At 66.2% G+C, this 12,359-nt stretch carries 8 protein-coding genes and 2 rRNA genes (1 of these 10 only partly in view); 4 read left to right on the top strand and 6 right to left on the bottom strand.

Features of this window, described 5'->3' with window-relative positions:
• Window positions 1-37: 37 nt before the first annotated feature.
• A complete protein-coding gene (locus tag ACZ5CM_RS01820) occupies window positions 38-2,380 on the bottom strand; it encodes an aldehyde dehydrogenase family protein (RefSeq protein WP_464640736.1) in 2,343 nt (780 codons plus the stop codon).
• Window positions 2,381-2,384: 4 nt separating this feature from the next.
• Entirely contained in the window at window positions 2,385-3,374 is a 990-nt protein-coding gene (gene deoC, locus ACZ5CM_RS01815) for a deoxyribose-phosphate aldolase (RefSeq protein WP_464640734.1), read from the bottom strand.
• Window positions 3,375-3,535: 161 nt separating this feature from the next.
• Between deoC and mutL the strand changes: the two genes are divergently transcribed.
• The 4 genes from mutL (at window position 3,536) to ACZ5CM_RS01795 (ending at window position 8,440) form a co-directional block, all read left to right on the top strand.
• Entirely contained in the window at window positions 3,536-5,401 is a 1,866-nt protein-coding gene (gene mutL / locus ACZ5CM_RS01810; protein WP_464640732.1) for a DNA mismatch repair endonuclease MutL, read from the top strand.
• Window positions 5,398-6,645 carry a DNA recombination protein RmuC gene (locus ACZ5CM_RS01805; protein ID WP_464640730.1) on the top strand — a complete coding sequence of 416 codons (1,248 nt, stop codon included), beginning with the start codon at window positions 5,398-5,400 and terminating at the stop codon, window positions 6,643-6,645. The genes mutL and ACZ5CM_RS01805 overlap by 4 nt, the downstream gene beginning before the upstream one ends.
• 57 nt (window positions 6,646-6,702) lie before the next feature.
• Window positions 6,703-8,052, top strand: coding sequence for an adenylate/guanylate cyclase domain-containing protein (locus ACZ5CM_RS01800; RefSeq protein WP_464640728.1), 1,350 nt, complete (start codon window positions 6,703-6,705; stop codon window positions 8,050-8,052).
• 70 nt (window positions 8,053-8,122) lie between these two features.
• Window positions 8,123-8,440, top strand: a complete 318-nt coding sequence (locus ACZ5CM_RS01795; protein WP_464640726.1) for a DUF3775 domain-containing protein — start codon at window positions 8,123-8,125, stop codon at window positions 8,438-8,440.
• Window positions 8,441-8,510: 70 nt separating this feature from the next.
• Here the strand turns inward: ACZ5CM_RS01795 and ACZ5CM_RS01790 are convergent, their stop codons facing one another.
• From ACZ5CM_RS01790 to ACZ5CM_RS01775, 4 genes are all read right to left on the bottom strand, one after another.
• The gene (locus ACZ5CM_RS01790; RefSeq protein ID WP_464640724.1) at window positions 8,511-9,653 is read right to left on the bottom strand and encodes a saccharopine dehydrogenase family protein; all 1,143 of its coding nucleotides are present in this window, start codon (window positions 9,651-9,653) and stop codon (window positions 8,511-8,513) included.
• Window positions 9,654-9,657: 4 nt separating this feature from the next.
• Complete coding sequence (locus ACZ5CM_RS01785) at window positions 9,658-10,713, bottom strand: saccharopine dehydrogenase (protein ID WP_464640722.1); 1,056 nt, start codon at window positions 10,711-10,713, stop codon at window positions 9,658-9,660.
• 210 nt (window positions 10,714-10,923) lie between these two features.
• Window positions 10,924-11,038, bottom strand: a 5S ribosomal RNA gene (rrf, locus tag ACZ5CM_RS01780).
• 75 nt (window positions 11,039-11,113) lie between these two features.
• Window positions 11,114-12,359: ribosomal RNA gene (locus ACZ5CM_RS01775) — 23S ribosomal RNA — on the bottom strand (it continues 1,584 nt past the right edge of the window).

Raw genomic sequence — 12,359 nt, 5'->3', positions numbered from 1 at the left:
CCCCGCAGGGGCAAGAGGGGGCAGAGCCCCCTCGCCATCAGGCGCCATAAGGAACCCAGATGTTCTTTACCTCGGTCGCCGCCTCGAGAAACGGGCGGCAATCGGGGTCGTGCCAGTCCCGCGCCAGACCGTGATTGACCCATGTGCGCTTGAGATTTCCGGCTGCGGCCTTCTCGACCACCTCTGACAAGTCCGAGGAAGAAAAGCACCACACCGCATCCACCCCCAGATGCGCAGCCAGCGGGGGGGCGATGTGGGCGTGGCTCCCGGTCAGGATGTTGACCACCCCCGCCGGCAGGTCCGAGGTCTCCAGCACCTGGCAGAAATCCGTGGCCGCAAGGGGGAAGGGCTCGGACGCGGCCAGCACCACCCGGTTGCCCATGGCAATGGCCGGGGCCATTACCGACACCAGCCCCAGCAGCGGCGCCTCGTCGGGGCAGAGCGCGCCGATGATGCCCACCGGCTCCTTCATGGCAATGGCCACCCCGCGGATCGGAACCCCATGCACCTGCCCGTCATACTTGTCGGCCCAGGAGGCCGCGGAAAACAGGCGCTGGATCGCGGCCTCGACCTCGCGCGCGCCCTGCCGCCTGCCGGTCATGGCATCGATGCGTCGCGCGAACTCCGCCGCCCGCGCCGACAGGTTCTCGGCCATGAAATAAAGGATCTGCGCCCGCTGATGCCCCGAGAGCGCAGCCCAACCCGGGGCCGCTGAGGCGGCCTCGACCGCATTGCGCACATCCTTGCGGTTGGCCAGCCCCACATGCCCCAGCAGCGCCCCGCGCGGCCCCCACACGGCGCGGGAATAGCCGCTGTCGGGGCGAACCTGCCGGCCGCCTACATACATCTTGGCGGTGCGATCGATCGGATCGAGGGGCGCCCCGCCATTGCCGGGGAAGGGGGCGATCCGGGTCAGCGGTTTCGCCCCCCCTTTCGGGCGGGTGTAGGCGGAAAGCCCCTCCCAGCCGCCTTCGCGGCCGAAACCGCTTTCGCGCACCCCGCCAAAGCCAGCCGCCGCGTCGAAAAGATTGGTGGCATTGACCCAGACCACCCCGGCCGCCAGCCGAGGCGCCACATCCAGCGCGACATTCACGTTTTCGGTCCATACCGTCGCGGCCAGCCCGTAGCGGGTGTTGTTGGCCAGGCTCACCGCCTCGGCCGGGGTGCGGAAGGTGGTGGAAACCAGCACCGGGCCAAAGATTTCCTCCTGCATCAGCGGGTCGGAGGGCGCCAGCCCGGTAATCAGCGTGGGCGGATAGAAACACCCCGACCCGGGCAGCGGAGCGGCGCTGCGATAGACCTCGCCCGCCGTGCAGCCCTCGACCATGCGCGCGATATTGCGCAGCTGCACCGGATCGACCACCGCGCCCACGTCGATGCACTTGTCCAGCGGATCGCCCACGCGCAGCCGGTCCATCCGCGCCCGCAGCCGGTCATGGAACCGCGCCGAGATGCCCTCCTGCACGATCAGCCGCGACCCGGCGCAGCACACCTGCCCCTGGTTGAACCAGATCGCATCCACCAGCCCCTCGACCGCCGAGTCCAGATCGGCGTCCTCGAACACGATGTAGGGCGACTTGCCGCCCAGTTCGAGCGTCAGCGCCTTGCCCGACCCGGCTGTGGCCTCGCGGATGCGCCGCCCCACCTCGGTCGAGCCTGTAAACGCGATCTTGTCGATGCCGGGATGCGCCACGATCATCTCGCCCACCGCGCCGTCGCCGGTGACGATGTTCACCACACCCTTCGGCAGCCCCGCCTGGCGGCAGATATCGGCGAACAGCAGCGCCGTCAGCGAGGTATATTCCGCGGGCTTGAGCACCACCGTGTTGCCCATCGCCAGTGCCGGAGCCACCTTCCACGCCAGCATCAGGAGCGGGAAGTTCCACGGGATGATCTGGCCGCACACGCCGATTGCCTCGCGGTCGGGCAGTTCCTGCTCCATCAGCTGGGCCATGCCGGCGTGATAGTAGAAATGCCGCTGCGCCAGAGGCAGGTCGATGTCGCGGCTCTCGCGGATGGGCTTGCCGTTGTCCAGCGTCTCCAGCACCGCGAACAGGCGGGCGTGCTTCTGCAAGAGCCGCGCCAGCGCATAGAGATACCGCGCCCGTCCCGAACCGCCCAGGCGCTCCCATTTCGGCTGCGCCCGCCGGGCCGCCGCCACCGCCGCATCCACATCCGCCCCGCTGGCCTGCGTCAGCAGCGCCAGAACCTCGCCCGTAGCCGGGTTGCGGCTTTCGAAGCCCTCGCCGGGCGGGGTGAAGGCGCCATCGATGAAATGGCCGAAACGGTCGCCCTGGTCCACCAGCCAGGCCAGCGCCTCAGCCGCGCTTTCCGGGGCGGGGCCGTAATCCATGGTTTCGAAGATTTCCTTGACGGTCATTGTCTCATCCCATCGCGTGCCGCCATGCGGCGGAATAGGCCCCGGTGACGTGGTGCTCCAGCTGCCGTTCGATATCGCCCAGCAGCGAAGAGGCGCCGAAGCGGAACAGGTCGGGGCGCAGCCAGCGCGTGCCCAGCTCCTCCTTCATCAGTGCCAGGTAGAGCAGCGCATCCTTCGCCTTCGAGATCCCCCCCGCAGGCTTGTATCCGACGCGGTGGCCGGTGCGCTCGTAATAGTCGCGGATCGCGCGGATCATCACCAGCGACACCGGCAGGGTGGCATTCACCGCCTCCTTGCCGGTCGAGGTCTTGATGAAATCCGCGCCCGCCATCATCGCCACCAGCGAGGCCCGCCCCACATTGCGCAGGCTGCCCAGCTCGCCGGTGGCAAGGATCGCCTTCATGTGCGCGGGGCCACAGGCGGCGCGAAAGGCGCGCAGCTCGTCGTAAAGCGCCTGCCAGTCGCCGGTCAGGACATGACGGCGCGAAATCACGATGTCGATTTCGGCCGCGCCGGCACGCACGCTTTCGCGGATTTCCTCGACCCGCAGCCGGAAGGGCGACAGGCCGGCCGGAAAGCCGGTGCTGACGGCGGCCACGGGAATGCCCGAGCCACGCAGCGCCGCCACCGCCGGCGCGATCATCTCGTGATAGACGCAGACGGCGCCGACGGTGATCGGCCCCATGCCCATCGCCTCCAGCAGATCGGCGCGCACCGGCTGGCGCGCCTTGGCGCACAGCCGCCGCACCCGCCCGGGGGTGTCGTCACCGGCCAGCGTGGTCAGGTCGATGCAGGTCACCGCACGCAACAGCCACGCGGCCTGGTGGTCCTTCTTCACGCTGCGCCGCCCCGGCAGGCCGGCCGTCCGCCGCTCGATGGCGGACCTGTTCGCCTGAACGCTGCGGACCCAGGCAAGATCCAGCTCCATCCCCGGATTTCGCGGCTCTTGCGCCAGGGGAAGCTGGCTGTCGCGGTTTCTGGTCAAACTCTTCATGTCTTCTCCGCCCGGTTCGGAAAGGGCAGGCTGACATGACCCGGCCCAGCTTTCAAGCAGTGGCATGGGTGACATGGCGTCGGTCGCCCCGTCACCCGCCGGCGCGACCGGCACCACAATCGGGTGGCAGAATCGCATGCGCGCATGCTAGGTATTGCGGTATGGCACATCCCGACCTCAACATCAGCGACAAGCGCCCCGTCATCCGCCAGCTGGACGAGGCCGCGATCAACCGTATCGCCGCCGGCGAGGTGGTCGAAAGGCCGGCCTCGGCTGTCAAGGAGCTGGTGGAAAACGCCATCGACGCCGGGGCCACGCGGATTGCGGTGGACGTGGCCGACGGTGGCAAGACGCTGATCCGGGTGACCGACAATGGCTGCGGCATGACGCCCGATGACCTGCCGCTGGCGCTGACGCGTCATGCTACCTCGAAGATCGACGGCTCGGACCTGCTGAACATCCACAGCTTCGGCTTCCGGGGCGAGGCGCTGCCCTCGCTGGCCGCGGTGGGGCGGCTGACCATCACCAGCCGCGCCGCCGGGGCCGAGGCGGCCTCGATCCGGGTCGAGGGCGGCCGGGCCGGGCCGGTCAGGCCCGCCGCCCTGCGGGCCGGCACGGTGGTCGAGCTGCGCGATCTGTTCTTCGCCACCCCGGCGCGGCTGAAATTCCTGCGCTCGGATCGGGCGGAATCGCAGGCGATTGCCGATACGGTCAAGCGGCTGGCCATGGCCGAACCTTCAATCGGCTTCACGCTGCGGGATGTCTCGGGCGGGGGCGAAGGACGCGTCACCTTCCGGGTCGAGCCCGAAAGCGGCGACCTGTTCGACGCGCTGCACGCCCGCCTGGCCCGGGTCATGGGCCGCGAATTTGCCGAAAACGCCCTGCGCATCGAGGCCGAGCGCGAGCGGATCCGGCTGTATGGCTATGCCGCCCTGCCCACCTATTCGCGCGGCGCGGCGGTGGCCCAGCATCTTTTCGTCAACGGCCGCCCGGTGCGCGACAGGATGCTGACCGGCGCCCTGCGTGCGGCCTATTTCGACTTTCTCAGCCGCGACCGGCACCCGGCGGCGGCACTGTTCGTGGACTGCGACCCGCATCTGGTGGACGTGAACGTGCACCCGGCCAAATCCGAGGTCCGCTTTCGCGACCCGGGCGTGGTGCGGGGGCTGATCGTGTCGGCCCTGCGCCACGCGCTGGCCGAGGCCGGGCACCGCGCCTCGACCACCGTGGCCGGCGCGACGCTGGGCGCGATGCGCCCCGAACCGGCGGGCGCGCGCATCTATCAGATGCAGCAGCGGCCCTCGGCCACGGCCCGGCAAACCGCCCTTGCCGCCCAGTCCCCCGGCTTTGCCGAGCTGCGCGACGCCTTCAGCGGCCGGGTGGACCCGCCACCCGAACCCGCCGCCGACGCCCCGGCCCCGGCGTCCCCCCCTGAGGATGCCCTGTCCCTTCCTCTGGGCGTGGCGCGCGGACAGGTGCATGAAAACTACATCATCGCCCAGACCGCCGACGGCATCGTGATCGTCGATCAGCACGCGGCCCATGAACGGCTGGTCTATGAACGGCTCAAGCGCCAGATGGCCAAGAACGGCGTTGCCGGCCAGGCTCTGCTGATCCCGCAAATCGTGGAGCTGTCCGAATCCGACTGCGCGCTGCTGATCGAGGCGGCAGGCGATCTCGCCCGCATGGGGCTGGTGATCGAACCCTTCGGCGGCGGCGCGGTAGCGGTGCGGGAAACCCCGGCGCTGCTGGGCGAGGTGGACGCCGGCGCGCTGCTGCGCGACATCCTGGACGAGCTTGCCGACCAGGACGCGACCATGGCCGTCCAGGCGCGCATCGAGGCGGTGCTCAGCCGCATCGCCTGTCATGGCTCGGTCCGGTCGGGACGCCGGATGCGGCCCGAGGAAATGAACGCGCTTCTGCGCGAGATGGAGGCAACCCCGCATTCGGGCCAGTGCAACCACGGGCGCCCGACCTATGTAGAGCTGAAACTGAAGGACATCGAACGCCTGTTCGGACGCACATGATCGAGATTGCAGGCCAGACCTATTCGCTGACCGACCCGGGGGTTCTTGCCCTGCTGGCGGGGATCGGCGGCGGGCTGGCGGTGTTGGCCCTGCTGCTCATGGCGCTGGGCGCGGCGCGGCGTTCGGCGCGGCTGATCGAACCGCTGGCGCAACAGATGACGCTGATGGGCCAGAGCGTGCAGCAGCTTGCCCAGGGGCAGGAGCATTTGCGCGGCGGGCTTCAACATGTCTCGGAACAACAGGCCAATGCGCAGATCCAGGTGATCCAGACCGTCGAGGCCCGGCTTTCGGACGTGCAGCAGCACATGAACGACCGGCTGGCGGACAACGCCATGCGCACCGCCCGCGCCCTGTCCGAAATGCAGGAGCGGATGAAGGAAACCCTGCATGGGGCCTCGAAACAGACGGTGACATCGCTGACCCAGCTGCAAGAGCGCCTTGCGGTGATCGACAAGGCGCAGGACAATATCACCCGGCTGTCAAGCGACGTGCTCAGCCTGCAGGACATCCTCTCCAACAAGCAGACCCGCGGCGCTTTCGGGGAAATCCAGCTCAACGACATCGTCAGCAAGGCGCTTCCCGCGGACAGCTATGCCTTTCAGGTCACGCTGTCCAACGGGCGCCGGGCCGACTGCCTGATCCACCTGCCGAAACCCCCGGGGCCCATCGTCATCGACAGCAAGTTCCCGCTGGAACCCTACGAGGCACTGCGCAAGGCCGGCACCGGGGCGCAGGCCAAACAGGCCGCGCAGGCCCTGCGGGTGGCGGTGCGCGCCCATATCCGCGCCATTGCCGAACGCTATATCATCGAAGGCGAAACCGCCGACGGGGCGATCATGTTCCTTCCATCCGAGGCCGTCTATGCCGAACTGCACGCGAATTTCGCGGACGTGGTGCGCGAAGGCTTCGCCGCGCGGGTGTGGATCGTGTCGCCCACCACCTGCATGGCCACGCTCAACACCATGCGGGCGATCCTGAAGGACGCGCGGATGCGCGAGCAGGCCGGCGCCATCCGCAAGGAGCTGGGCCTGCTGCACAAGGACGTGGAACGCCTTGGCGACCGGGTGGCCAACCTGGACCGTCATTTCGGACAGGCGGCAAAGGATATCGCCGAGATCAAGATCAGTGCCGAAAAGGCCGGGCGGCGGGCGCAAAGGCTTGACAACTTCGACTTCGAAGAACTGGCCCCCGAGGAAGCGGAAAGCACCGTGGCACTGAGCCAGCCGAGAGGACCCCGCACATGATCGGATTCGGCCGTACGTGTTCATATACGAACCGATGAACCGGCCCACGATGCGTCGATGAGCACCATCGCCAACACCTCCCCCGACACGGAACAGTTGCTGCGCAACGCCGAGGTGCAGGCAGAACGTCTCGTGGCGCTGTTGCGGATGGGCGTGTCGGTCGCGCTGTTCGGCGCCATCGTGGTCACGACCCAGCTCGATGCAGAATTCGCCGCCTTCCGGCTGGGTCACGGCGGCATCACGCTGGGCGCCTATTTCCTGCTGGGGCTGGCGTCGTGGCTGGCCGGCCGCCGCGGGCTGTTCCGCCACTGGATGGCATGGCCGACCGCCACCGCGGATTCCGTGTTCTTCCTCAGCGACCTGTTCCTGCGGCTGCACGATGCCGGGATTTCCGGGTCGCAGGCCTTCATGTTCCCGTCCATGTGGCTGATCCTGCTGGTTTTCGCCTTCGGAGCGCTGCGCATCAACCCCCGCCTTCAGGCATTTGTGGCCTCGCTGACCGTCATCGGACTGGCCGTCATCCTTGCCTATGCTCCGGCCGCGCCCGGCCTGCGACCCGAGGGGCTGACGGCCGTGTTCGGGTCCTTTCCCGCCAACGCGATGCGGGTCAGCATCATCGCGCTAGCGGCAGCAATCCTGGTCTGGGCGACGTGGCGCGCCCGTCGGCGCCTGCTGCGATCGATCAACGAGGAACGGCTCAAGGCCAACCTGACCCGCTATCTGCCCGAACAACTGGCCGTGGCGTTGGCCGACAGCGGGCTGGAGGCCCTGAAACGGGGAGAACAGACGGAAATGGGAATCCTATTCGTCGATATCCGCGGTTTCACCCGCTGGTCGCAGGACCGCCCACCGCAAGAGGTCCATGCCCTGATGAGCTCGTTCCGCGCGCGCGTTGCGCGGGTCGCGCGCGAGACCGCGGGGATCATCGACAAGTTCATCGGCGACGCGGCCATGATCCTGTTTCCCGCCGGCTCCGACCCGGCGGGGTCCGCCTGCGCCGGAATAAGCTGCGCCGAGAAACTGAGCGACGAGATGGCAAGATGGAACGCCGAGCGCAACAAGGCCGGTCTGCCCGCCGTGCGGGTCGGCATCGGAGTGCACTGGGGCGAGGTGTTCAGCGGCGTCATCGGCGACGAACATCGCCTGGAATACTCTGTCTTCGGCGACGCCGTGAACACGGCCGCGCGCCTCGAAGAACTTGCCAGGAACCTCGACTTCGAGATCGTCTCCTCCTGCGACGTGCTCAGGCGCTGCCACGGCGCGCAAGAGATGCCCGCGGTGCCCGAAGGCTGGCAGAAACTTGGCGCGGCCAAGGTACGCGGCCGCCGCGGAACCATCGAGATCATCGGCCGGGCCTTCCGTCACCCGCCGCATGAGGTATGGAAGTCCAACACCGATCCTGCATAAGATCACCGAAAGGCAGAATCGGCCGCGGCTTTGATCGGCCGGAAAACCACAGTCACGGAAGGATGTCCGAATGCTTGAGATTTCCCCGCGCAAGGTGGCACAGGTCGCGGTCATGGCACGGGAACTCGACCGCGCCGAGGGCGAGTTGCGCGCCTTCATCGATCGGATGAGCGAGGACGAACAGGCCGAACTGGTGGCGATCATGTGGATCGGCCGCGAAAGTTTCTTTCCCGAAGATCTGGAAGAAGCCATCGCAACGGCCCGGGCCGAGGCCTCGACCCCCTGCGCCGACTACCTGATCGGCACGCCGCATCTTTCCGATCATCTGGAAAACGGCCTGGACGCGCTGGGCATATCGCCCGAGGACGAGGAAAACGACCTGTTGTGAACCGGCCTCGGAGGCGGGCGCCACGCGCGGCGACCGATACGGCAGGCCGCGCCGCCGCGCCCGGAAAGCCTCAGGCGAGGTGATCCACCAGCAGCCGGTGCTGCGCCAGCCGGTCCACTTCCGCCAGCCAGGCATCCACCAGTTTCGGATCGCCCGGCGCGGCCTGCACGCCCGCGGGGATCTCGCGGCTCAGGACGGCCTCGACCGCCAGCGACACCGGCACCGAGACGAGGCGGGCCATCGCGCTGCCGCGTTCGTCGCCGCAGGCATCCATGACCCACGTCCTGTGCCAGACCGCTTTCCCGTCACGTTCAGCGCGCAATCCCACGCACAGGACGACGCGGTCGGGCTCGCCCGGCTCATAGGCATTTTCCTTCCAGAACCGGTCGGACATTTCCTTCAGGCGGGCTTCGCCCTCCGGGCCATCGAGCGTCTCCACCTCACGGAAGACGTCGGCCCAGGCCTTGGCCCAGCCGTTCAGGCGCAATGTGCCGCGCACGAAGTCGCGCACCTTCCAGTCGGGATCGAACCCGTATTGCTCCATGAACGGGATCGAGTCGCGATTGGGGTAGACCTCGAACTGCTCGGGCGTCGGCAGCGGCGCCACGTAGGAGGAAATCGCATCCCACGGGCGATCGACCCGCCATTCGGCATGATCCCGGATCGATCGCGAGGGCGAGCGCAGCGCCTTGAGCACGCCGAGCGGCGACCAGCTGAACTTGTAGCGGAACGTATTGGGGATCTTCGGAACGCCGCCGCAATAGGAAATGAAGCTGAGGTGATTGTCCGGGTCGAAAGCATCGGATCCGCGATACGCGGCCACGAGAGAATGCGCCATGAGGTGATCGATGCCGGGGTCCAGCCCGACCTCGTTCACCAGTGCGACGCCGGCCTTGCGCGCCTCGTCGTCCAGCGCGCGCATCTCGGGCGAGATATACGAGGACGACACGAAATGCGCGCCGTTCGAGATTGCCAGCCGAGCCAGCGGCACATGCCAGTCGGCCGGCAACATGGACACGATCACGTCGCCCTTGCCCACTGCTCGGGAAAGGCTGTCGATATCGAAGGCCCGGATATCCTCGGTCAAGTCCCCGACCGCCGCGCGCGCCTTTTCCGGCGTCCGGTTCCAGACCGTCACATCCAGGCCGGCCTCGATCAGCCTGCGCAACCCGGGAATTGCCGAAAGCCCCGTTCCACACCAGTGAATGGTCATTGCGTCAGATCCCTTTCATCTGTTCCTCGAAGACCGCTCTGGCCCGTCCCCAGACGCCCGAATCGATCTCGTTCAGCCTCAGCAGCGACGGAAGCAGCTGCGCAGCATAGTCTTCCGAGCTTTCCACCGGAAGCAACGAAGGCAGGTTGTCGATCGCCATCACGTCAAGGGGCGGGTCGTCATGCACCCGCAGCGCCGGTTCGGCCCAGCTGGTCGCCCTGTCATAGACCGGAACCGGGTTGTAGTCACTGTCCGGATCGCAGGCGACATCGCCGATCACCGTCAACCGGCGTGCGGCATTCAGCGCCGTGCACGGCACGAAAACCGGCGTGCCGGGCCGGGCCAGAATGCAGTTCAGGAACAGGTCGTGCTCCAGGATCTCGGGAAACGGCCCGCCATGAGCGGTTTCGGCCATGTCCCACCTGGTGACGGATACCCCGACAGCTTCGCACAGGTCGGATGCGCCCGTTCCGACCCGGCCCAGGGCGCCGATCACGATCGCCGTGGGACGCGGCCGGTCCAGCGCATCGAGCTCGCCCCGAAGTTCGGCCAGCAATTCGGTCTTGCCGGAACAGGTTTCCACCGGGCCGCAGCCTTGCCCGCGCTGCTGCGCCGCCCAACATCTCAGCGACACCGCCGCCCCGGCATAGCCGGCCCAGTAGCCAAAGGCCGCCACCCGGCGCCCTTGCTCATCGACAAGGTATTCCAGGTCATAGAGCGTGCCGCCGCCAGCCTTGAACCGTTCCAGCAATTTCCTTCCGGAATGCTGGCCCTTGAAGGCGTGGCCAAACATGATGTGGCGATGAATCAGCGGCGTTCCGTCGTCGGGAAGCTCCTTCAGGCCGAAGACGATGGCTTCCGACGGGGCCGAGGGCCAACTGTTTTCCGGAGCGATATCGCAACCGGCCGAGCGAAACCCCTCGATCGGAATGGCACGTGCGCGGCTTTCCTCGACGGTTACGCGAATTCCGGCCTCGATCATCGCCCGCGCCCCTTCCGGCGTAAGGCCCACCCGCTCCTCGTTCGGACGCTGTTCCGCGCGAACCCAAAGATGTATCATTTCGCAGCCCTCGTTCGGCGATATGGCGTTGCGCAAGGGTCCGGGCCGACATGCGAAACGGCCTCCACCCCGTCACTGATCGGGATGCGACGGTGCATCGGCACGCGACAGAAGGCAAGGCCGTTTCCATCGCGACCTGCGCATCATCTTGATTGTTCTGATATTTGATTTTTCGTTTAGAGAGAGAGATTGTATTGGTGTGGTTATCAGGTTTGGCGGCGACCTACTCTCCCACGTCTTGAGACGCAGTACCATTGGCGCGGCAGTGCTTAACTTCCGGGTTCGGGATGGGACCGGGTGTTTCACTTGCGCTATGACCACCAAACCGGGTAACCACACCGTTTTTCCAAGTCAGGTATATTTGCGTATGCTTTTGATCCGAGTTCTGCTTTTACCGGCTCAGATCAAGCCAATCGGGCGATTAGTACCGGTCAACTGAACGCATTGCTGCGCTTACATCTCCGGCCTATCGACGAGGTGGTCTACCTCGGCCCTCAAGGGATACCTTGTTTTGAGGGGGGCTTCCCGCTTAGATGCCTTCAGCGGTTATCCTTTCCGAACATAGCTACCCTGCACTGCGGCTGGCGCCACAACAGGTCCACCAGTGGTTCGTTCACCCCGGTCCTCTCGTACTAGGGGCAACTCCTCTCAAGTATCCTACACCCACGGCAGATAGGGACCGAACTGTCTCACGACGTTCTAAACCCAGCTCACGTACCTCTTTAAATGGCGAACAGCCATACCCTTGGGACCTGCTCCAGCCCCAGGATGAGATGAGCCGACATCGAGGTGCCAAACACTGCCGTCGATATGGACTCTTGGGCAGTATCAGCCTGTTATCCCCGGCGTACCTTTTATCCGTTGAGCGATGGCCCTTCCACGCGGGACCACCGGATCACTATGGCCGACTTTCGTCTCTGCTCGACTTGTCAGTCTCGCAGTCAGGCTGGCTTCTGCCATTGCACTCAACGAGCGATTTCCGACCGCTCTGAGCCAACCTTCGCGCGCCTCCGTTACTCTTTGGGAGGCGACCGCCCCAGTCAAACTACCCGCCACGCAGGGTCCCGGGCCCGGGTTCACGGGCCGCGGTTAGACATCAAGCAATGCAAGGGTGGTATCTCAAGGGCGGCTCCACAGGAACTGGCGTCCCTGCTTCGAAGCCTGCCACCTATCCTGCACATGCATGGCCTGATGCCAGTGCGAAGCTGTAGTAAAGGTGCACGGGGTCTTTCCGTCTAACCGCGGGAAGCCTGCATCTTGACAGGCAATTCAATTTCGCTGAGTCGATGTTGGAGACAGCGGGGAAGTCGTTACGCCATTCGTGCAGGTCGGAACTTACCCGACAAGGAATTTCGCTACCTTAGGACCGTTATAGTTACGGCCGCCGTTTACCTGGGCTTCAATTCGAGGCTCTCACCTCTCCTTTTAACCTTCAGGCACCGGGCAGGCGTCAGTCCCTATACGTCGTCTTGCGACTTCGCAGAGACCTGTGTTTTTAGTAAACAGTCGCCACCCCCTGGTCTGTGCCCCCGGCCCGTGGTTGCCCACGAACCGGGCCTCCTTCTCGCGAACTTACGGAGGCATTTTGCCGAGTTCCTTCAACATCGTTCTCTCAAGCGCCTTGGTATGCTCTACCAGTCCACCTG

The sequence above is a fragment of the Piezobacter thermophilus genome (genome assembly GCF_055386745.1).
This window is presented reverse-complemented; position numbering and strand designations above follow the sequence as displayed.

Excerpts from the sequence above, each read along its gene's own strand:
- ACZ5CM_RS01820 (WP_464640736.1), bottom strand. The coding sequence starts at position 2,380 with ATGACCGTCAAGGAAATCTTCGAAACCATGGATTACGGCCCCGCCCCG.
- deoC (WP_464640734.1), bottom strand. The coding sequence starts at position 3,374 with ATGAAGAGTTTGACCAGAAACCGCGACAGCCAGCTTCCCCTGGCGCAA.
- mutL (WP_464640732.1), top strand. The coding sequence starts at position 3,536 with ATGGCACATCCCGACCTCAACATCAGCGACAAGCGCCCCGTCATCCGC.
- ACZ5CM_RS01805 (WP_464640730.1), top strand. The coding sequence starts at position 5,398 with ATGATCGAGATTGCAGGCCAGACCTATTCGCTGACCGACCCGGGGGTT.
- ACZ5CM_RS01800 (WP_464640728.1), top strand. The coding sequence starts at position 6,703 with ATGAGCACCATCGCCAACACCTCCCCCGACACGGAACAGTTGCTGCGC.
- ACZ5CM_RS01795 (WP_464640726.1), top strand. The coding sequence starts at position 8,123 with ATGCTTGAGATTTCCCCGCGCAAGGTGGCACAGGTCGCGGTCATGGCA.
- ACZ5CM_RS01790 (WP_464640724.1), bottom strand. The coding sequence starts at position 9,653 with ATGACCATTCACTGGTGTGGAACGGGGCTTTCGGCAATTCCCGGGTTG.
- ACZ5CM_RS01785 (WP_464640722.1), bottom strand. The coding sequence starts at position 10,713 with ATGATACATCTTTGGGTTCGCGCGGAACAGCGTCCGAACGAGGAGCGG.